Here is a 19593-nt window from a genome sequence, read left to right as displayed (position 1 = left end):
TCGATTTGAGTTTAATGACATAGCGACAACATTTAGCGTTGGTGAGTTCGTCAAGTCGGTTGACCTGACGACATTATTTACAGATTAAAGTCATAAACAGTGGAAGGGCTTGAAAAGTAACTTTGAACCCTATCGGGGGATGGGCAAAAATAGCCAACTGGATGAATCCTATGCTGATGTGAGTGATCTTAAGCAACAGTTGGCAGAATCACAACTGCTGGCGCAACATCAGGCCGTCGAACTGGCGCAGTTAAAAGAACGGTTATTAGCTACAGAGCAAGCAATGAAAGTCTCGTCAGAACAGCATGTTCGAGAACAAACTGAATTACATGAACGGCTATCAGTTATAGAACAAGCCGCTAAAGCTGAATATAAGCAACATTTACGTGAGCTTGCTCAAGTCAAAGAAAAATTAGCAACGACAGAGCAGACTGTAAAAACAGTATCGGAACAACATCAATCCGTCAGTGATGAACTTGATGTTACCCGTCAACAGAGTATTGAACGTATTCAAGAGCTGAGTGTTGAATTAGCCGAGCTGAAAGCAAAAGCCGCTGCGAATGCTGAGATATATGCTGATTATCGAAAACAGGCTAAACAAGGTTCTGACAGTCATGCTGAGTTGCTAAAGCAGGTAACATCAGAGCGGGATGTGGCACGTCGTGAAGCAGCGGAAGCGCGTGAAGTGTCTGCAAAAATGACCGGGCAACTGGAGGCTGTACAAGCGCAGAATGCTACTTTGCTTACGGCGGTACAGAAAAGACAAGATGAGCTGATTGATTAAAATGAAAAGCTTGAATTGGCTAATAAAACCCAAGTAAATGAAAAAAAGATTAAGTAACTGGAGTTCAATAAAATGACCGTTTATCTTGATACTGAAACCACCGGCTACGATGAACTATCCGCAAAATCAATTGAAGTGCTGCTCACAAAAACTCAGTTAAAAAAACGTGGGTATTCTGATAAAGAAATCTCTAAATGACCTTAATACCGTTCAATTCAGTTAACGGTGTTAAGTGCTATAGAGCGTCAGACCCCTTTACCGCCTAAATTGCTAGTTTTAAATACCACGGTTTATCGGGGCTTAAGAGGGCTTCTCCGTACACAGAAGAACCAATCGCTAATTGAATTCGTGTATTTTCGGAAGCCATTTTTTAATCCACGTTTCCAGTTCAGTTTTGTTCACGCAGAATACTCTTGATATCTCACATTGATAACGAGTAAATTCAGCATGATACACACTCGAGTCATCAATCCATACAGTTACAATGCCCTCGTAACCCGAAAAAGTTATCACTTTATTTATCACTTTATATTGCTCAAGTGCATCCAGCCCCATTTTTTGATCAGAGAATTCTTGCTTGTCAGAGTTATAATTTCTTCCATGTCTGCAACCATCTAACATGACGTTCACAAATGCTTCCTCGGCAATTTTACGTCTCTTTAACGCAGCTTCTGTCCAGCTTTGCATTGAATTTTCACTCATAAATATCTCCCATTTGCGTTATCGTCAGCTAAAATGTGCCACTGGCCGTCGGATTGGTGTACTTTTCCAAACTCCCTGGAAGCGTTCTGAATTACTAGCAGTATACCGCACGGTATGCCTGATATTGCAGTGTCCAAGATAATCTTGGATTAACCGTGTGTCTATCCCTCTATTTGCAAGAGCGAAGCCGCAGGCATGGCGCAGCATATGTGGATGCGAATTGACAGAAATATTAGCTAATTCACCAAGTTGTCGAATTATTTGATAAATACGCTGACGTGTCAGCGGTTTTCCGAAACGTGACAGAAATAACCAATTACTTTCTGCGGCTCCTGGTAAAGTTTTACGTACTTTGAGCCAGGCTTTTATCGAATGTATTTCATGACCCAAAAGCGGTTGATTCGTACAAAATCCGCATTTTAAGCGCTGTACGTAAAGAGTTTTTTCTCCCAAATCCAGGTCTGATAACCGTAGATGCTTGGCTTCGCTCACACGTAAGCCATGAACAAAACTCATGTATACCAAACAATAATCACGCTCCGGATTTGAGCTCTTTTTCGTCATTTCCAACATTCTCTCCACTTTGAATTGCGTAAGATGTTTACGTTGGCTCATAATATCCTCTCAAGACCCTGCCGAAATTCAATCCAACAGGGGAAATAATTGTTATACAGAGTAGCCACGCACGCGTTCTAATGTGCGTAAAAATATTTCTAATTGGTTGCCTGTCATAGCAGGAATTCGAACAGGCTGACGTTTAGCGTGACGTTTTCTCAAATGTTTACTGAATGCGATGAGGGTTGATTGAGTCATGTTTATTCCTTCCCATTCTGCTTTTGTTCAATCTGAGAAATCCATTTATTCAGTGTCTTTTCTGCTTCTGATATATCAATACGTGGCGGTACTTCTATATAAAATCGTCCTTGCGAGTCCTTGATGAATATTTCTTCACCAATAGTCTCAATGTGCAATCCTATGTAATCAGCTCCCAGACCTAATGGCGTGTTCCAATATTCTTTGCAGTGTTTTCTGATTTTTGCAACATCGTATTCGTGGGCACCAGCCAGACATTTCTTACTGATGCCGATTGTGTAGCAGCAATATAGTAATGTCACTTTTTAGCCATTTAGAAATGTCACTTTTTGCGGCATAAAGGATAAAACCTTTTCTGCAACAAGGACATTCGGATGTTGGTGACTATGTCAGATAAAGAATTACGCCGTATTAATGTCATTCAGGCCGTTTGTGAAAAACGGCTCAGGCGGCGCGACGCTGCTGGACAACTGGGATTGACCGAACGACAGGTTCAGCGGCTTGTTAACCGCTATCGGGGCTCAGGCGCAGCCGGACTAACCCACGGCCACAGAGGAAATCAGGGCAACCGTTGCCTGCCGGAGTCTTTGAAATGGCGGGTACTGGCTCTGGTACGGCAAAATTACAGTGATTTCGGGCCGACACTGGCCGCTGAAAAACTCAGAGAACGTCATGATATTGTGGTTTCCGTTGAAACTCTCCGCAAATGGATGACCGCTGACGGCCTCTGGGTGCCTTACGTCAGACGCAAGCCGCGCATTTACCAGCCACGTAACCGGCGTGATTGTCTTGGTGAGTTGATCCAAATCGAGGGTTCCCCTCATGACTGGTTTGAAGGTCGTGCTCCGAAATGCTGCCTCCTGGTCTTTATTGACGATGCGACCGGTCAGTTGATGCACCTGCGCTTCGGGGAAACTGAATCTGCATTCGATTATATGCTGGCAACCCGTGAATACATTAACAAGCACGGTAAGCCTCTGGTGTTTTACAGCGATAAACACGGCATATTCCGGGTCAATCACCCGAACGGCGCACTGACGGGAACAACTCAGTTCGGACGGGTACTTCATGATATCGGTGTCGATCTTATCTGTGCCAACAGCCCGCAGGCGAAAGGCAGGGTCGAACGGGCTAATCAGACGCTTCAGGACAGGCTTATCAAAGAAATGCGCCTGGAAGGTATCAGCAGTATTGAGGAAGCCAACGCCTGGGTTGAATCCTTTATCAGTGACTTTAACCGCCGTTTTGCCCGCGCGCCCCGCTACCCTAAAAATCTGCACCGGCTGGTGACTGAAAGTGCTGAAGAGCTGGATGATATGTTCGCCTGGCAGGAAACCCGGAAACTCACCAAATCACTGACCTTCCGTTATGACAAAATGATTTATCTTGTTGACCCGACAGAAGAAAACTCACGTATTGCCGGTGAAAATATCATGGTCTATGACTATCCGGACGGCACCTTAGCCTTTAAATACGGCCACCGCGCACTGAGCTGTCAGGTCTTCGATAAACTGGACTGTATTGACCAGGGGAAAATTGTCGATAACAAACGCCTCGGTACGGTACTGAAACTGGCACAGGACAAAATGGACGAGCTGGAGCGTCAGGATAAGCGGAGCCGGAGTAAATCCATGCCAAGACGCAGGGCACAGGCCAGAGTTCAGGAGCAACTGAGAGCCGTCAATCCGGTACTGGCCAATCCTGAGGAGTTCAGAGCCAGCTTACGGAGATAAAATCCTTGTTCTTCAGAATAAAAGTGACATTACTATTTTGGAGAACAAGGTGACATTTTAAACTTGCAATAACATTTTGATTAAACTTAACAAAAAACAGGTGTTAAAAGGGATAAAAACGACGGTTAAAACTTTATACCCATTAAATCCGTCGAGTAAAAAAACGACTTGCGATAACAGGTTAAATAGAATTTCATAATACCGATACAGTTGGTCTATTCGATTGATATCTGAAAATGGCCACTCTGACCCGCTTTGTGCTATGCATACTGAAACCTTTGTTGTGTAAGGCGTTGGCAAGGTGTATCACTATTTTGAAAAGTTATTTATAATAAAGCGTTATTAAGTATTGGAGAAAAACCAACGGTCTATTTTATTCACCATGATGTATTATTTTATCACCATTTATTTCATAGGTAGTAAAGTTTAATTCCTGTAAAAAGCTGTCATCATGTGAACTAAAAATAACAATTTTCTCTTCTGCGAGAGAAATCATCAATGCTATTAAAAATGTTATAGAATCAGAGTCAAGGCCATTTGTTGGTTCATCAAAAATATAAACATCTGCGTCCGTAATAAAAGCCGATGTCAATAGAAATTTCTTTTTTGTCCCAAGTGACATTTTTCCATATTCAATACCAGAATATTTAGATATGCCAAAACCATTTAAATAGTAGTCTAATGGATGTTTTAGATTACTTTTTCTATAACGCTTTCCTAGCTTTATCACATCCATTCCAGTAATAAAGTTATAAAAATAAACATTATCTGAGATGTAAAAACCATGCCTTTGTAAACTAAATCGATATGTTTTCTCCCTTCTTATAAAATTAACCATTCCTTTTTTAACCTTATTTACACCAGCAATACTTGAAAGAAAAGCCGTTTTACCCGCACCGTTAATTCCCGCAATACGGTTTAATCCGACATGAAAATTACAATTAATTCCTGAAAAAATAGTCTTATCATTAATAATAACCTCCAGTTCAATAATTTCAAGCATAAATAACCCAGAAAAAATATGTAAAAAAGAAAACAACACAAAGGATAATAAGTTTCGTGTACTGTGTTCTTAATAGAGAAATAAATGACAAAATAATTTAAAGAAAAACATAAGATATAAAAATAATAATAGGAAATGATTTAACAACCAGAAAACAAAAAGCAAAAATTAAAAAAGAAAATAAAAACAAAGAAACACAATAATTATAAAACAAAATTTTCCGCATAGACAAAAAATTAGATAAATATGAAAGGTAATTCATTTCAATATATGAAGAATTATAGAAAAACAACATACACATATACATAACAACACTGAAATATACTAATAATATATAATCAGCTTTGGCTGAAATTTGAGAAAAAGCACTTTCACATAATATATATAAGATCATGACGAACAATAACATAATAAGTGACGATATTTTATTTTTATGAAAATAATATCGGAGATTTATAATGTAAGGTAATGAAAAAAATCCTGATGAAAGTAACTTCTTTTTTTATAAATTGGATAACATGATGCAGGGTTTAAATATAATCTAAATGCCATCAATAAAATAGCTAACGTGAAAATAAAATTATATAATATTCCACTTCTGAATGATGCTGACAAAGTAAAGAATACAACAGCAAAAACAAAACATAAGAAATTTAACTCAAATAGGCAAAATCCAATTACAGCAAAAGAAATAATTAAAAACAGCATGGATGAGAAATAATACAAATAATTAACGTTTCCAGCGGAAAAACCCAAGAAAAAGAAAATAATCATCGGAAAAGCACTGTAAATAAAAAAAACGACACGACAAAAAAACCATGTTTTTTTATCTACCAAAGAAACAACGAATGAATTTTTTCTTGCCGTAGGGAAAAATCTTATGTTAACCGAATAAAATAACACATAAATTATTAACGATATGGAAGAAAAATAAAATGATTTAATGTAACTCCCTGGCGTAACAATATTCGAAGACAAGATAATTAATATATCAATTAGACCACTGGCTTTTGCCGGGAGTAATAATAAACAGAGAAATATAATGACATTTTTATTCCCGGATGCGAATTTTTTTATCCTGCCTTTATATTCCAATGCATCAGCTATTATCAAATTCATACAACCCTCTAAAACCAAAATCTAAACAATGTCCTTTGCGAATCTTTTGGAAATTTCGTCCTAGAATGTAAATATAAATAGTTAATAAAACACAATACATTGATTTTTACTTAAATGCAATCGGTATTGATTTTCCTTTTAATGTATAAATATATTGATATTCATAAGCATGGAATAAACCTCTTCCGTATGTTTAAAATTATTGAGCAATAGTGGAGATGATATTACAATATTATCCGCTATTCTTGATAATATTCTTTTTTGAAAAAATTATCATTGTAAAAACCAGCAAGACATTCATCACAAAATAATAGAATAGCCAATCCAGAAACACTTAATTCCCTTTTAAACCAGATCAGGAAAATTTATTCAGCATAAATTTTCCTCTCAAAACACTAAAAATTTCAGCTTTCAGGCTATTCCTTCAACTTACTGTTTCTTAACCTGTTGCCACATTTGTTCCATTTCTTCCAATGTCGCCGCTTCCAGCGTCTGGCCTTTGCTCAGGATCAGCTTTTCTACGCCTTTAAACCGACGCTCAAACTTATTACATGCTTTTTGTAAGGCAATTTCAGGTTTGTACCCCAAATGACGCGACAAGTTCACAGCAGCAAACAGTAAATCACCAATCTCTTCTTCCAGGTGCTGTTCATCAACAACTGCCTGATGAGCTTCATCCATCACTTCGTCTATCTCTTCATAAACTTTGCCCAGCACCGGCCCCAAGGTATCCCAGTCAAAACCAACGCCAGCACAGCGTTCCTGAATTTTATAAGCTTTCATTAACGCCGGCAGGCTTGCCGGAATGTCATCTAAAACAGAATGAAGATCTTTTTGTGCTCTTTCCTGTGCCTTATGTTTTTCCCAGCCACTGATCGCCACATCACTGCTGATAGTCTGCTGCTGACCGAAAATATGTGGATGCCGGCGCTCCAGCTTATCGCTAATGGCATTACTGATGTCATCGAAATCAAACAACTGCTGCTCTTTGCCCATTTCAGCATAGAACACCACCTGAAATAATAGATCGCCCAATTCTTCTTTCAGATCGGAAAAATCACCACGCTCAATGGCATTAATGACTTCATAAGTCTCTTCTAATGTATAAGGTGCAATCGTTTCGAATGTCTGTTCTTTATCCCAAGGACATCCTTGTTGAGGATGGCGCAACTGCGCCATGATCCCCAGTAACCGTTCTATAGCGGGTGTTTTCATCTTTTATCCCAATTTTCCTGCGGTCAGTTGCCATGAAGGCGTTTGGCTTCAATGACATCCGGTAACTGATTGGTTTTCGCCAATATCCGTCCCAGTACTTGCAGGTTATAAATCTCAATTTTCATATCAATGGTGGCAATCTGCTGCTTTACATCACTGCGGCTGCTCACCCCAAGCACATTCACTTTTTCATTCGCCAAGATCGTGGTGATATCACGCAGTAATCCACTGCGATCATTCGCCACCACACGCACAATCAGTGAGTAACCACTGGAATAGCTTTCTCCCCAAACCGCATCCACCACCCTTTCAGGCGCACTGGCCTGCAAATCCGCCAGCTGTTCACAATCAGCCCAGTGGATAGATATTCCCCGGCCACGGGTGATAAAGCCGACAATCTCATCCCCCTGAATGGGTTGGCAGCAACGGGCAATGTGATGCATCAAGTTACCCACACCTTCTACCACAATCCGTCCGTTATCTTTAACAGAACTACGCTGTACATGGGGTTTGCTTTCCAAATTGCGAAGCGCTTCCCGATCTGCATCTTCCGCCGTGGTTTTATTGAATTTGCTTTGCAGAAAGTTAGTCAACTGGTTGATACGAATGTCACCAACGCCAACGCCCGCCAGCACTTCATCAAGGGTATGGACGTTATAACGCGCAATTAGCAGTTTTTCCGCTTCTTTCAGGCTGATATCCAAGTGAGCCAGTTCGTTATCCAACATCTGACGACCTGCAATGATGTTCTTATCCCGATCCTGTTTACGAAACCAGTTATGAATTTTCGCCCGACCACGGCTGGTGGTGACGTATCCCAGGTTTGGATTCAACCAATCACGGCTTGGGTTCGGCTGTTTCTGCGTGATGATGTCAATCTGATCGCCCATCTGCAATTGGTAGCTGAATGGCACAATTCGACCGCTGATTTTCGCTCCAATACAACGATGTCCTACATCGCTGTGAATGTGGTAGGCAAAATCCAGTGGCGTAGAACCAGCAGGCAGATCAATAACATCCCCTTTCGGCGTAAATACATATACCCGATCATCAAACACCTGGCTGCGAACCTCATCCAGCATCTCGCCAGAATCGGCCATCTCTTCCTGCCATGCGATCAGTTTACGCAACCATGCAATACGTCCTTCATACCCCGCTCGGCCAACCGCCGTCGCACCCTCTTTATATTTCCAATGGGCTGCTATTCCCAATTCCGCATCTTCATGCATCTGACGGGTTCGGATCTGAATTTCTAATGTTTTACCATTCGGCCCAAGCACTACGGTATGAATGGATTGGTAGCCATTAGGCTTCGGGTTAGCAACATAATCATCGAATTCATCCGGCAAATGGCGATAGTGAGTATGTACTATCCCCAGCGCCGCATAGCAATCCTGCAAACGCTCAACCACAATCCGTACAGCGCGGACATCAAACAACTCATCAAATGCCAGTGATTTTTTCTGCATTTTGCGCCAGATGCTGTAGATATGTTTAGGTCGGCCATATATTTCAGTTGTTACGCTCTCTTTGAGCATATATTTACGCAATGTGCTGACAAAGTGATCAATATACTGTTCACGATCAATCCGCCGCTCATGCAGTAAGTTAGCAATTTTTTTATATTCATCAGGATGGAGATAACGGAAACAATAATCCTCAAGCTCCCATTTGAGTTGACCAATCCCCAGGCGGTTAGCCAGTGGCGCATAAATATTGGAACACTCTTTAGCAACCAGTACTCGCTCATCTTCAGTCGCCTCTTTCACTATCCGCAGATGGGCAATACGTTCCGCCAGCTTGATAACAACACAGCGAAAATCTTCTACCATTGCCAGTAGCATCCGGCGGACATTATCAACCTGCACGGAACAGGTTGAATCATTATGCGTGGCTTTTAACTGACGAATAGCGTCCATATCCATGACGCCTTTCACCAGATGGATGATCGCACTGCCAAATGCCTCGGTGACGGTTTCACTGTCGAGCAATTTGGCGTCAACCAGCGGAAACAGTAGCGCAGCGCGCATACTGTCATTATCCATACTCAGCGTGGAAAGGATCTCAACCATTTCGACGCCACGCCATAACAGAAGTTCTGAATCAGGATGATTTTGCGCTTTTTCGTGACAATAACGCCAGGTTTCGGCTAATTTCTCACCCAATTGAAGATTCGCTATATTTAAACTGGCGATCCACTTATTTACTGCAAACTCTCCCGCAGGGGTTACATGAGCACTTCTTACCGCAACCATAATCTCTCCCGACTCCTTCACAGCCTCTACCCAACCACAATCTAGCGGCTAAATAGCGCCATTGACTCCAGATGACCGGTATGCGGAAACATGTCCAGCATCCGCATACTGATAATATGATAGCCAGCCTCAAGCAGAATCTTACTGTCCCGCGCCAATGTTGTTGGATTACAAGAGACATAGACCACTTTTTCAGGGGCCAGCTCGACGATGTGTGACATGACTCCTGCCGCACCCGCACGCGCCGGATCTAATAAGACCTTGTTAAACCCCAGTTTCGCCCAAGGTTGACGATGTATATCCGCCTCCAGGTTTTCACGGAAGAAAGATATGTTATCCAAATTATTTAATCTGGCATTATATTGCCCATTCGCTACCAGCGTGGCAACCCCTTCCACTCCAACCACCGTCTGCACTATCCGGCCAATCGGCAGGGTAAAATTCCCCATACCACAGAACAGATCGAGTACTCTGTCATTCGGTTGTAAATCAAGCCACGCTATCGCCTGAGCAACCATTTGTTGATTTACCGAATCATTAACCTGAATAAAGTCTCTTGGACTGAAAACCAGTTTCAGACCATCCACCTGATACCAGGGTTCCGGCGCTTCATGCAGTGACTCAATCGAAGTTTCATCTGCCGCCAGATAGACAGTCACCTTGTGCTGCACAGCAAATGTGCATAACTTTGCTTTATCTTCCCCTTTCAGGGGATCAAGGTGGCGCAATATCATCAATGGGCCGTTATCTGCCAGCACCAATTCCACATGCCCCAACCGTTTAGCCGCTTTCAGATCATTTAGACACTGAGATAGCGGCTGCAATAACCGTTCCAATTCAGGTTGTAAAACAGGGCATGTTTTTATCGCAACTAATTCATTGGATTGATTCTGACGAAATCCCATCATCAGTTGACGTTGTTTTATCTGATAATGTAAACCTAGCCTTGCCCGGCGCCGATAACCATATTCAGGGCTGAGGATCACCGGCCTGGCCGAGACAGTTATGCCAGTTTCCCGTTTGATAAGATGTTCCAAAACACTGGCTTTACTCTCTCGCTGTAAATCAGATGCAACATGTTGTTGCTGACAACCGCCACATATTCCAAAATGTGGGCAGCGGGGATTGACACGATATGGACTGTCAGATAAACGCTTAACCAACTTTGCTTTGGCAAATTGGCGTTTCTCTTCCGTTAGTTGTGCCTGTGCCTGTTCACCGGGCAATAATCCGGCGACAAAAATGGTTTTACCCTGATAACGAGCTACACCCTGTCCTTGGGCATCCAGATTATCAGCAGTGACTGTAATGATATGCCGGTTTACTGTTCGGCGATTGGGGGAATAAAATTGCACCATGATTCTTACGGACTATGAATTATTAAGTTCTTATTTTCCCATAATGGACGCTTATGACCAAATATAGCTTACGCACCCGAATGATGAGCCTGATCCTAGTGCCGATTTTACTGGTTGGCATGTTTTTCAGTATATCGTTTCTCTGTTATCACTATCGTGAACTGAAAAACCAAATCGTTCGATCCGGGGTCAGTATCATTGAACCCCTTTCGATTGCCAGTGAAATCGGCATAAACCTGCATAACCGTGAACGCGTCAACTCATTGATAACCCGGCTTCATCGCAGAAATTCTGAGATAGTCCGGGCGATTGCCATTTTTAATGATGATAATCAGCTATTTGATATATCAAATTATAAATACAATTCTGCTCAACTCCAGATTGCACCAGGTATGCCACTGCCAACAGTCCTGACAAAAATGGAGGTCAAAAACAGTATTATTTTACGAATGCCGATTATCTCAGAGCACTATTTATCTCAAAATCAGCAGAACGCTGATACCCCATCTCTACATCCAATCGGTTATATCGCCATTGATCTTGATTTACGGTCAGCTCACTTACAGCAATATAAAGAAATCGTTATCTTTATATTGCTATTATTAATTTGCCTTGGCTGGGCCTCACTGTTTGCCTACCATTTGGTGCGCAAAATCACAAAACCTATCAGCGATATGGTCAGTACGGTCGATAAAATTCGCCAAGGGCAGTTAAACAGCCGTGTCAGCGGGAAATATTTTGGTGAATTGGATACGCTGAAAAATGGTATTAATGCTATGGCAAAATCGCTCTCCAGCTATAAAGAAGAGATGCAGAACGATATTGATCAAGCAACCTCAGATCTACGGGCAACGATGGAGCAGTTTGAAATTCAGAACGTTGAACTGGCAATAGCGAAGAAACGCGCTCAGGAAGCCGCCAGAATAAAAACAGAATTTCTGGCAAATATGTCCCATGAATTGCGCACACCGCTTAATGGCGTCATTGGTTTTACCCGCCAAACACTGAAAACTTCGCTGACAAAACAGCAAACTGAATATCTGTATATTATTGAACGTTCTGCCAATCATCTACTGAATATTATCAATGATATATTGGATTTTTCCCGGCTTGAGGCTGATAAGCTGATACTGGAAAACATTCCATTTCTTCTACAAGATACCATTGATGAGGTGATGGTTTTATTGACACCCAGCGCCCAAAATAAGGGCATTCAGCTAACGCACAGCGTTAACCCCCAAATACCGAATCTGGTCATAGGCGACCCTATGCGCCTCCAGCAAATACTCACCAATATTATCGGTAACGCAATTAAATTCACTGAACAAGGGTTTGTGAAAATAAAAATCAATCTGATACAACAGCAATCCCATAAAATCAATTTAGAGATTACTGTCAGCGATACAGGTATCGGTATCAGCCCTGAACAGCAACCTCATCTGTTTCAGGCTTTTCATCAGGCAGATGCCAGTATTTCCCGCCGTTATGGTGGAACCGGACTTGGTCTGGTAATTACCCGGAAACTGATCCGCGAAATGGGCGGTAATATCAGTTTTACCAGCGAGACGGAAAAAGGTTCCGTTTTTCGTTTTAATTTGTGGCTAGGAAAAGACGATTTCATTCTCACCGGCTCGGTTGTACCACAAAAAACCATTATTCAATCCCCGCGTTTACCCATGACAGTCATGGCCGTTGATGATAATTCAGCCAATCTCAAATTAATCGGCTCATTACTGAAAGACGTGGTAGAAAAAACAGTGACATGCAGTAATGGAGAAGACGCTTTACAATCGGCAAAATCTCACCATTTTGATGTCATTCTGATGGATATCCATATGCCGGGTATGGATGGCATCTGTACTGCTGAACGCATCCACCAGCTACCACAACACCGTAATACCCCGATTATCGCCGTCACAGCCTATACCTGCCGGCCAAAGGGCGATGCAGATCAATCGCCATTTGAAGATTTTCTGACCAAACCTCTGGACGAAGATGGCCTGAGAACAGTGCTAAACCGTCACATTAAAACGCCAGAATCACAACATGTTAACTGGCAATTAGCGCTGCAACAGGCAGCAGAAAAAGAACAGCTAGCGAAGAAAATGATAACAATGCTGGTGGATTCTCTGCCGGATATGAAAGCAATCACAGAAAGGGTTTTATCCGGGGACATTGTTGACGATTATCAGCAGCAGATCCATAAGCTGCACGGTAGCTGCTGTTACAGCGGCGTGCCACAACTTAAAGCACTTTGCCAATTAATTGAACAGCAATTACAAAAAAACGTTCCATTAACCGATATAAAACCTGAATTACTGGAGTTGATAGATGAAATTGATAATGTACTTGCCGCTGCCCAAACGCTATTGAGTAACGGCCCAACTATCAGTTACACACAATAAACTTCCGATACTCTTCATAAGCATAATTATCTGTCATGCCACTGATGTAATCTTGAATAAGACGAGCACGGTAGTAGAATTCCAACAGGTCTTTTTCTGATTCATCAGTGGCGATGATCCCTTCTACCGCTTCGTTATAAGCCAAGCGATGTTTGGTGGAAAGTTTGTGCAGCAACCGGGTTTCAATAAAATAATCTTTATGGAAATTGTTTTGGTTTAATTGCATAAAACTCTGGCGGGACATCTTCAATAACGGCCAATAAAAATCCAATAACCCATTGATAATTCTATATCCCTGCAACTCTAATTCTTCAATTTCCGGATGATTAAACACTCTTTTACAGGCTATGTTCTTTAGCGTTTTAAGCAGCCGATGCTCCTCGCTCTTATCTTCAAGTAATGCTTGATTAAATGAACCCTCAAAAACAGCAGGCAGATGATCAATAAAACGACGAGCAGTGTAAGGTACCAGCCTGCCGGTAATATAAACCCGCAAATACATAAAAAATTGGTCCTGCTGACTTCGACGTAATTCGTTGCCACTCGTTCTTTTATACGCTTTTCTGATCGTCGCGTCGAACAGATCCCTGGACCGATGACCGCCGTTTTCTTCCCACTCCTGTTCTAAATATTCCATCAGCGTATCTACGCCAAAAATATCTTTTTCAACAGCATCATCCAGATCAGCAATGCAATAAGAGATATCATCTGCGGCTTCCATAATATAAGTCAGTGGAAAACGACAGAATTCCCCCATTTTAAGCTCGCGGCGTAATTCGCGGACAAAATTCTTTTCCGACCAATAAAAACCCGGTTTTTTCATCAGGTAATTAAATTGATCCAGCTCTTTTTCAAGACGAAAAGCAGGACGGGTATATTTTAGAATGCAACCAATTTGCGCATAAGTCAGATTGAGTTTTAACAGGCTGTGTACCATACGGATAGCCTGAGCATTCCCTTCAAACTGACATAAATCTTGACGTAACTGGCGACGGAAAAGATCTTTTTTCACATCGCCGCACAAACGCAATGCCAGTATTTCACATTGATCTTTTCGCTCAATATTTTCCAGGGCAAAATTAAGATCAAGCTTTCTGGTAAACCAGTCTTTAATTGCCGCTTCACCAAAATGACCAAAAGGTGGATTACCAATATCGTGCATTAAACACGCCATTTCAATCAGGCTCTCAAATGGCAACAGCCGTTTATCCAGCCGATATTGAGCCAATAAGTTACGCGTTTTCAGTTCATTGATAATCGTTTTCGAAATATAGCGCCCAATCTGTTGCACTTCCAATGAATGAGTCAGACGACTGCGGACAGCGGCATTATTTTCCAGAGGAAAAACCTGTGTTTTCTGCTGTAAACGACGAATAGCCGCTGAATTCATAATCCGCCCGCGATCACTTTCAAACTGGCGAATAACTTGTTCTTCATCATTAGGATCAACATCATAATAGCTGTATTTACGTTGATAATTAAGCTTCTGACTAAAGTCTGTCCCGGACATTTATCCCCCGACTTGTGAGATAGCACTGTTTTACACCACAGATTATCTGATTGTTCTGCATTAAATGTTAAACTCAGGAACTGAATGATTTTATATGATTAATTAATCAACAGCGAGTATGACACAATGAAAGTAGGCGTGATAGGTGCTATGGAGCAAGAAGTGACTTTACTGCGCGATCAAATTGAAGATCGCCAGACACTGTCACGGGGTGGCTGCGAAATCTATACCGGTAAGCTCAACGGCGTGGAGATCGCACTGTTAAAATCCGGTATTGGTAAAGTTTCTGCTGCAATTGGTACGACTTTACTGCTTGAATATTGTCAGCCTGATGTGATTATCAACACAGGCTCCGCAGGTGGCCTTGATCCGCAATTGCAAATCGGTGATATCGTGGTATCCAGCGAAGTTCGCTATCATGATGCGGATGTTACTGCTTTTGGTTATGAACCAGGTCAAATGGCGCAATGCCCCCCTGCGTTCCTGGCGGATAACCAGTTGATCGCACTGGCAGAAAAATGTATTCGCTCACTGGATTTAAATGCGATACGTGGGCTGATTTGCAGCGGTGATGCATTTATTAACGGTGCTGAACCCCTGGCCCGTATCCGAGCGACTTTCCCACAAGTTACTGCGGTAGAAATGGAAGCGGCAGCAATAGGGCATGTTTGCCACCAATACAACACACCGTTTGTTGTTGTACGCGCTATCTCTGATGTGGCAGATAAGGAATCTCATCTCAGTTTTGATGAATTTCTTGCCGTGGCGGCCCGCCAATCCACATTAATGGTCAGCGCAATGCTGGCAACACTGAGTCACGATAAATAATATTTTATTGACAGAATCACGCCCTGATTAATACTTTCAGAAGATATCAAGGGCGTGTCTGCTCTGCCGGCAACATGCAGAATATTTATATCTTCAAGGGCATACTTTCATGAGATGGATAAAAAGCGCAGGTTCAGTTTGGTTATCGCTTTTACTGTTTCTCAGTGGTTTCAGTCATTATTTGTATGCCACGCCTTTACGGGTCATCAGCTTATCCCCGTCAACCACAGAATTAGCCTATGCTGCCGGGTTAGGTGACCATCTGATCGCCGCCAGCGCTTATTCTGATTATCCTCCTCAAGCCAGTAAACTTGAGCAAGTGGCTAACTGGCAAGGCATTAATCTGGAACGGATTATCACGCTGAAACCCGATATGATTCTGGCATGGCGAGGCGGTAATCCCCAACGCCCACTGGAACAACTCGCCTCTTTTGGTATTAAGATCTTTTACTCCGATCCTAAAACTATTGAGCAGATAGCTCAGAATTTAGAGCAACTGGCTGAATACAGCCCCCATCCTGAGCAGGCAAAAAAATCTGCGGCTGAACTGCGCCAACGATTTGCCGCTTTGAAACAAAAATATGCCGCTACCACACCAAAACCTGTTTTTTTACAATTCGGCACTCAATCTCTGTTTACTGCCTCAGGACAGACACTACAAAGTGAAGTGCTTTCAATCTGTGGTGGCAGAAATATTTTTGCTGACAGTTCCGTTCCCTGGCCTCAGGTAAGCCGTGAGCAAGTACTGACTCGGAAACCTGAGACGATTGTTATCAGCGGTGGACCGGAACAAGCCAAATTAATTGAGAATTTCTGGCATCCTCAATTGAAGGCCAAAGTGATTACACTGCATGAAGATTGGTTTCATCGGGCGGGGCCTCGCATCATTCTGGCAGCGGAACAGTTATGCCAGCAACTAAACGACAATGGCACCTAATAAACGTGGGATGACAAGAGTATCCGAAAATGGGTCATATTATTCGCAGACCCATTCCGAGAGATTGCCGGGCATTAGATACTGAAAGAAGAACCACAACCGCAGGTGGTCTTCGCATTAGGGTTCGTAACGATAAAACGTGAACCTTCCAGACCTTCGGTATAATCAACACAACCACCAACCAAATATTGCAGGCTCATCGGGTCAACAACCAACTCGACACCCTGCTTCTCAATGGTCATATCCCCTTCATTGATCTGATCATCAAAGGTAAAGCCATACTGGAAACCACTGCACCCCCCCCCTGTGATATAAACCCGTAAACGCAGGTTTGGGTTTTCTTCATCCGAAACCAGGATTTTCACTTTGCTGGCGGCAGCATCTGTAAACTGCAAAGGTAACGCTATATCATCGCCCATCATTTTTTACTCCAAACCGGAACCCGGCAAAAATATTTAGAAGACCACAAAATTTGCCGATTATTAATAGTTCGAATTATCCAATACCTGATTGATTCGTTCAAGTTTTGTCATTTTGGTAACACACAAACCAGTAAAGAATTATCACACATTTGGCTACCATCAATGATGTTATTTTAGCAACAAACGCTAGCTTCAATCAGGGTAGTCAGCCGTCATATAGCGTTAAACCGTTAGTCACTCAATTAACAAAAAGAAGGAAAAAAATATTGATTTATCAATATTATTGGTTACTTTGTTAAATATTTATCAAAGTCACTATGCGGAGTTCTTATGCAAAAAATATTGCCACTTATGCTAGTCATCACCCTGGTTGGGTGTGTCGCTCATAGTAAGCCAGTCGATATTGACAATTATACCTCGAAGAAAATAAATGACATCATAGAAAACCAGGTAAAACCGGGAAATAGAGACAATCCTGGTGAAATGATAAAAAATATATCTTATCAGTTCCTGGGTACACCTTATGCCGCAAACAGACTGGTCGGTTCCCCAACTGAATCTGAAAAATTAATTATAGATTTTAGCGGTCTGGACTGTTTTACTTTTCTTGACTACGTAGAATCGCTAAGGAAATCAAATGACCAACAGGATTTTATCAAGAATCTCATCCAGACAAGGTATATCGACGGAAAAATCAGTTTCTTACAAAGAAAACATTTCTTCACCGACTGGTCAACCAGAGAAAAATTAAACGCCAAAGATGTGACGGAGGAAATAAGTCCTTCTTATATAGAAATCACAAAAAGTCTGAATAGAAAAGCAGATGGCGGCGAATATATTCCCGGACTTAGTGTTATCAACCGAGATATTAAATATATTCCAGGTAATAAAGTGAATGATTCCGTGATTAAACGCTTAAAGACAGGAGATTATATAGGAATATATACACATCTTGCCGGGCTGGATGTAACGCATACCGGGATTTTTATTATGACAGATAATGGTCCAATGTTTAGAAATGCGTCTTCACTTGCCGCCAATAAAAAAGTGGTCGATTCGCCATTCCTTGATTACGTAAAGAATAAACCCGGAATTATCGTTTTAAGACCATTATAATCAACGGGACAAGCGATAAACCTACTCAAAGATACATTCAGGAGCCTTTTAATGAGCCAATCCGAAATCCTCTATTCTCAGGCCAAACAGCTTATTCCCGGCGGTGTTAACTCCCCGGTACGTGCATTTAATGGCGTTGGCGGTACGCCGCTGTTTATCAAACACGCTGACGGCGCCTATCTCTATGATGTTGATGGCAAAGCCTATATTGATTACGTCGGTTCTTGGGGCCCTATGGTACTGGGACATAACCACAGCGCTATCCGTAATGCAGTCATCAAAGCCGCCGAACAAGGGTTAAGTTTTGGCGCACCCACTGCCGCTGAAGTAGAAATGGCTCAATTAGTGACTGAACTGGTGCCATCAATGGATATGGTGCGCATGGTCAACTCAGGCACAGAGGCGACCATGAGTGCCATCCGTCTGGCTCGTGGATATACCCACCGCGATAAAATCATCAAATTCGAAGGTTGTTATCACGGCCACGCGGATTGCCTGCTGGTAAAAGCCGGCTCTGGCGCGCTGACTATCGGCCAACCAAACTCTCCGGGGGTTCCGGTTGATTTCGTCAAACATACACTATCCTGTACCTATAACGATTTGAACTCAGTGCGGGAAGCATTTGAACAATATCCTAAAGAGATAGCCTGTATTATTGTCGAACCCGTTGCCGGTAATATGAACTGCGTGCCGCCACTGCCAGAATTTCTACCCGGCCTGCGCGCATTGTGTGATGAATTCGGTGCTCTGCTGATTATCGATGAAGTGATGACCGGTTTCCGCGTCGCCTTATCCGGTGCCCAAGCTTATTACGATGTCGAACCTGATCTGACTTGCCTTGGTAAAATCATCGGAGGTGGTATGCCCGTTGGCGCGTTCGGTGGTCGTCATGAAGTGATGGAAAAATTAGCACCAACCGGCCCGGTTTATCAGGCAGGAACCTTATCCGGCAATCCAATTGCCATGGCTGCGGGTCTTGCCTGTTTGCAAGAAGTCGCTCAACCTGGTGTACATCAGCGCTTGACTGAGCTGACAGATAACTTGGCTACGGGTCTGACTAAAGCAGCAACAGCGGCTGGCATTCCGCTGGTGGTTAACCATGTCGGCGGTATGTTTGGCTTTTTCTTTACTGATGCTGAAACAGTCAGTTGCTATCAGGATGTGATGAATTGCGATATTGAACGTTTTAAACATTTCTTCCATCTGATGCTTGACGAAGGTATTTATCTGGCACCTTCCGCATTTGAAGCGGGTTTTATGTCTATCGCTCATACTGATGAAGATATTCAGCGTACAATTAATGCTGCTGCTCGCTGCTTTGCAAAACTGAAATAATTTCTTTTTTTAAATAATAGCGCCGTATTCCTACCTTCCTACGGCGCTCATTATTTCC

18 protein-coding genes are annotated in these 19593 nt (G+C 42.3%); 8 read left to right on the top strand and 10 right to left on the bottom strand.

What is annotated here, in order from left to right; all coding sequences use genetic code 11:
* The first annotated feature begins 109 nt into the window (after nucleotides 1-109).
* Nucleotides 110-784, top strand: a complete 675-nt coding sequence (locus C5471_RS17780; protein WP_133813512.1) for a coiled-coil domain-containing protein — start codon at nucleotides 110-112, stop codon at nucleotides 782-784.
* A 72-nt stretch (nucleotides 785-856) separates the two neighbouring features.
* On the top strand, nucleotides 857-982 hold the full coding sequence (locus tag C5471_RS24895; protein ID WP_278250173.1) for a hypothetical protein: 126 nt from the start codon (nucleotides 857-859) through the stop codon (nucleotides 980-982).
* Nucleotides 983-1120: 138 nt separating this feature from the next.
* Here C5471_RS24895 and C5471_RS17775 read toward each other — a convergent pair whose 3' ends face one another.
* From C5471_RS17775 to C5471_RS17760, 4 genes are read right to left on the bottom strand one after another with little or no spacing between them, the layout of a single operon-like run.
* Nucleotides 1121-1486, bottom strand: coding sequence for a hypothetical protein (locus C5471_RS17775; protein WP_133813511.1), 366 nt, complete (start codon nucleotides 1484-1486; stop codon nucleotides 1121-1123).
* Between the two features lie 24 nt (nucleotides 1487-1510).
* Nucleotides 1511-2101 carry a tyrosine-type DNA invertase gene (locus C5471_RS17770; RefSeq protein ID WP_133813510.1) on the bottom strand — a complete coding sequence of 197 codons (591 nt, stop codon included), beginning with the start codon at nucleotides 2099-2101 and terminating at the stop codon, nucleotides 1511-1513.
* Nucleotides 2102-2152: 51 nt separating this feature from the next.
* Nucleotides 2153-2299: a hypothetical protein gene (locus tag C5471_RS17765; protein WP_166296218.1), complete on the bottom strand. Its 147-nt coding sequence runs from the start codon at nucleotides 2297-2299 to the stop codon at nucleotides 2153-2155.
* A gap of 2 nt (nucleotides 2300-2301) precedes the next feature.
* On the bottom strand, nucleotides 2302-2601 hold the full coding sequence (locus C5471_RS17760) for a hypothetical protein (RefSeq protein ID WP_133813509.1): 300 nt from the start codon (nucleotides 2599-2601) through the stop codon (nucleotides 2302-2304).
* Between the two features lie 84 nt (nucleotides 2602-2685).
* Here C5471_RS17760 and C5471_RS17755 point away from each other — a divergent pair, with 84 nt between their 5' ends.
* On the top strand, nucleotides 2686-4032 hold the full coding sequence (locus tag C5471_RS17755) for an ISNCY family transposase (RefSeq protein ID WP_133813508.1): 1347 nt from the start codon (nucleotides 2686-2688) through the stop codon (nucleotides 4030-4032).
* A 373-nt stretch (nucleotides 4033-4405) separates the two neighbouring features.
* Here C5471_RS17755 and C5471_RS17750 read toward each other — a convergent pair whose 3' ends face one another.
* The 4 genes from C5471_RS17750 to rlmD all read right to left on the bottom strand — a co-directional run bounded on the left by C5471_RS17750 (nucleotide 4406) and on the right by rlmD (nucleotide 10982).
* Nucleotides 4406-5035 (bottom strand): AAA family ATPase, encoded by a 630-nt coding sequence (locus C5471_RS17750; protein WP_133813507.1) that lies wholly within the window; start codon nucleotides 5033-5035, stop codon nucleotides 4406-4408.
* 1548 nt (nucleotides 5036-6583) lie between these two features.
* On the bottom strand, nucleotides 6584-7369 hold the full coding sequence (gene mazG, locus C5471_RS17745) for a nucleoside triphosphate pyrophosphohydrolase (protein ID WP_133813506.1): 786 nt from the start codon (nucleotides 7367-7369) through the stop codon (nucleotides 6584-6586).
* Nucleotides 7370-7392: 23 nt separating this feature from the next.
* Nucleotides 7393-9624 carry a GTP diphosphokinase gene (relA, locus tag C5471_RS17740; protein ID WP_133813505.1) on the bottom strand — a complete coding sequence of 744 codons (2232 nt, stop codon included), beginning with the start codon at nucleotides 9622-9624 and terminating at the stop codon, nucleotides 7393-7395.
* A gap of 41 nt (nucleotides 9625-9665) precedes the next feature.
* Nucleotides 9666-10982 (bottom strand): 23S rRNA (uracil(1939)-C(5))-methyltransferase RlmD, encoded by a 1317-nt coding sequence (gene rlmD / locus C5471_RS17735; protein WP_133813504.1) that lies wholly within the window; start codon nucleotides 10980-10982, stop codon nucleotides 9666-9668.
* Between the two features lie 53 nt (nucleotides 10983-11035).
* Here rlmD and C5471_RS17730 point away from each other — a divergent pair, with 53 nt between their 5' ends.
* Nucleotides 11036-13387, top strand: a complete 2352-nt coding sequence (locus tag C5471_RS17730; protein WP_133813503.1) for an ATP-binding protein — start codon at nucleotides 11036-11038, stop codon at nucleotides 13385-13387.
* Here the strand turns inward: C5471_RS17730 and dgt are convergent.
* Complete coding sequence (dgt, locus tag C5471_RS17725; RefSeq protein WP_133813502.1) at nucleotides 13371-14897, bottom strand: dGTPase; 1527 nt, start codon at nucleotides 14895-14897, stop codon at nucleotides 13371-13373. The two genes, C5471_RS17730 and dgt, sit on opposite strands and share 17 nt — an antisense overlap.
* A gap of 126 nt (nucleotides 14898-15023) precedes the next feature.
* On the opposite strand from dgt, the gene mtnN reads away from it, so the two are divergent.
* Together mtnN and btuF are read left to right on the top strand one after the other, a co-directional pair.
* Nucleotides 15024-15725: a 5'-methylthioadenosine/S-adenosylhomocysteine nucleosidase gene (gene mtnN, locus C5471_RS17720; RefSeq protein WP_133813501.1), complete on the top strand. Its 702-nt coding sequence runs from the start codon at nucleotides 15024-15026 to the stop codon at nucleotides 15723-15725.
* 109 nt (nucleotides 15726-15834) lie between these two features.
* Nucleotides 15835-16662 carry a vitamin B12 ABC transporter substrate-binding protein BtuF gene (btuF, locus tag C5471_RS17715; protein ID WP_133813500.1) on the top strand — a complete coding sequence of 276 codons (828 nt, stop codon included), beginning with the start codon at nucleotides 15835-15837 and terminating at the stop codon, nucleotides 16660-16662.
* A 74-nt stretch (nucleotides 16663-16736) separates the two neighbouring features.
* Here btuF and erpA read toward each other — a convergent pair whose 3' ends face one another.
* Nucleotides 16737-17081: an iron-sulfur cluster insertion protein ErpA gene (gene erpA / locus C5471_RS17710; RefSeq protein ID WP_133814231.1), complete on the bottom strand. Its 345-nt coding sequence runs from the start codon at nucleotides 17079-17081 to the stop codon at nucleotides 16737-16739.
* Nucleotides 17082-17414: 333 nt separating this feature from the next.
* Here erpA and C5471_RS17705 point away from each other — a divergent pair, with 333 nt between their 5' ends.
* Nucleotides 17415-18200 (top strand): DUF1460 domain-containing protein, encoded by a 786-nt coding sequence (locus C5471_RS17705; protein ID WP_133813499.1) that lies wholly within the window; start codon nucleotides 17415-17417, stop codon nucleotides 18198-18200.
* A gap of 51 nt (nucleotides 18201-18251) precedes the next feature.
* A complete protein-coding gene (gene hemL / locus C5471_RS17700) occupies nucleotides 18252-19535 on the top strand; it encodes a glutamate-1-semialdehyde 2,1-aminomutase (protein ID WP_133813498.1) in 1284 nt (427 codons plus the stop codon).
* The last annotated feature ends 58 nt before the right edge of the window (nucleotides 19536-19593 follow it).

Source organism: Photorhabdus tasmaniensis, from assembly GCF_011189505.1.
Lineage (GTDB): Bacteria > Pseudomonadota > Gammaproteobacteria > Enterobacterales > Enterobacteriaceae > Photorhabdus > Photorhabdus tasmaniensis.
This window is presented reverse-complemented; position numbering and strand designations above follow the sequence as displayed.

What these genes read in the sequence shown, in the direction of transcription:
- dgt (WP_133813502.1), bottom strand. Translation starts at nt 14,897, where the DNA reads ATGTCCGGGACAGACTTTAGTCAGAAGCTTAATTATCAACGTAAATAC.
- mazG (WP_133813506.1), bottom strand. Translation starts at nt 7,369, where the DNA reads ATGAAAACACCCGCTATAGAACGGTTACTGGGGATCATGGCGCAGTTG.
- btuF (WP_133813500.1), top strand. Translation starts at nt 15,835, where the DNA reads ATGAGATGGATAAAAAGCGCAGGTTCAGTTTGGTTATCGCTTTTACTG.
- C5471_RS17765 (WP_166296218.1), bottom strand. Translation starts at nt 2,299, where the DNA reads ATGACTCAATCAACCCTCATCGCATTCAGTAAACATTTGAGAAAACGT.
- C5471_RS17730 (WP_133813503.1), top strand. Translation starts at nt 11,036, where the DNA reads ATGACCAAATATAGCTTACGCACCCGAATGATGAGCCTGATCCTAGTG.
- C5471_RS24895 (WP_278250173.1), top strand. Translation starts at nt 857, where the DNA reads ATGACCGTTTATCTTGATACTGAAACCACCGGCTACGATGAACTATCC.
- C5471_RS17770 (WP_133813510.1), bottom strand. Translation starts at nt 2,101, where the DNA reads ATGAGCCAACGTAAACATCTTACGCAATTCAAAGTGGAGAGAATGTTG.
- C5471_RS17755 (WP_133813508.1), top strand. Translation starts at nt 2,686, where the DNA reads ATGTCAGATAAAGAATTACGCCGTATTAATGTCATTCAGGCCGTTTGT.
- C5471_RS17705 (WP_133813499.1), top strand. Translation starts at nt 17,415, where the DNA reads ATGCAAAAAATATTGCCACTTATGCTAGTCATCACCCTGGTTGGGTGT.
- relA (WP_133813505.1), bottom strand. Translation starts at nt 9,624, where the DNA reads ATGGTTGCGGTAAGAAGTGCTCATGTAACCCCTGCGGGAGAGTTTGCA.
- rlmD (WP_133813504.1), bottom strand. Translation starts at nt 10,982, where the DNA reads ATGGTGCAATTTTATTCCCCCAATCGCCGAACAGTAAACCGGCATATC.
- erpA (WP_133814231.1), bottom strand. Translation starts at nt 17,081, where the DNA reads ATGGGCGATGATATAGCGTTACCTTTGCAGTTTACAGATGCTGCCGCC.
- C5471_RS17775 (WP_133813511.1), bottom strand. Translation starts at nt 1,486, where the DNA reads ATGAGTGAAAATTCAATGCAAAGCTGGACAGAAGCTGCGTTAAAGAGA.
- C5471_RS17750 (WP_133813507.1), bottom strand. Translation starts at nt 5,035, where the DNA reads ATGCTTGAAATTATTGAACTGGAGGTTATTATTAATGATAAGACTATT.
- hemL (WP_133813498.1), top strand. Translation starts at nt 18,252, where the DNA reads ATGAGCCAATCCGAAATCCTCTATTCTCAGGCCAAACAGCTTATTCCC.
- mtnN (WP_133813501.1), top strand. Translation starts at nt 15,024, where the DNA reads ATGAAAGTAGGCGTGATAGGTGCTATGGAGCAAGAAGTGACTTTACTG.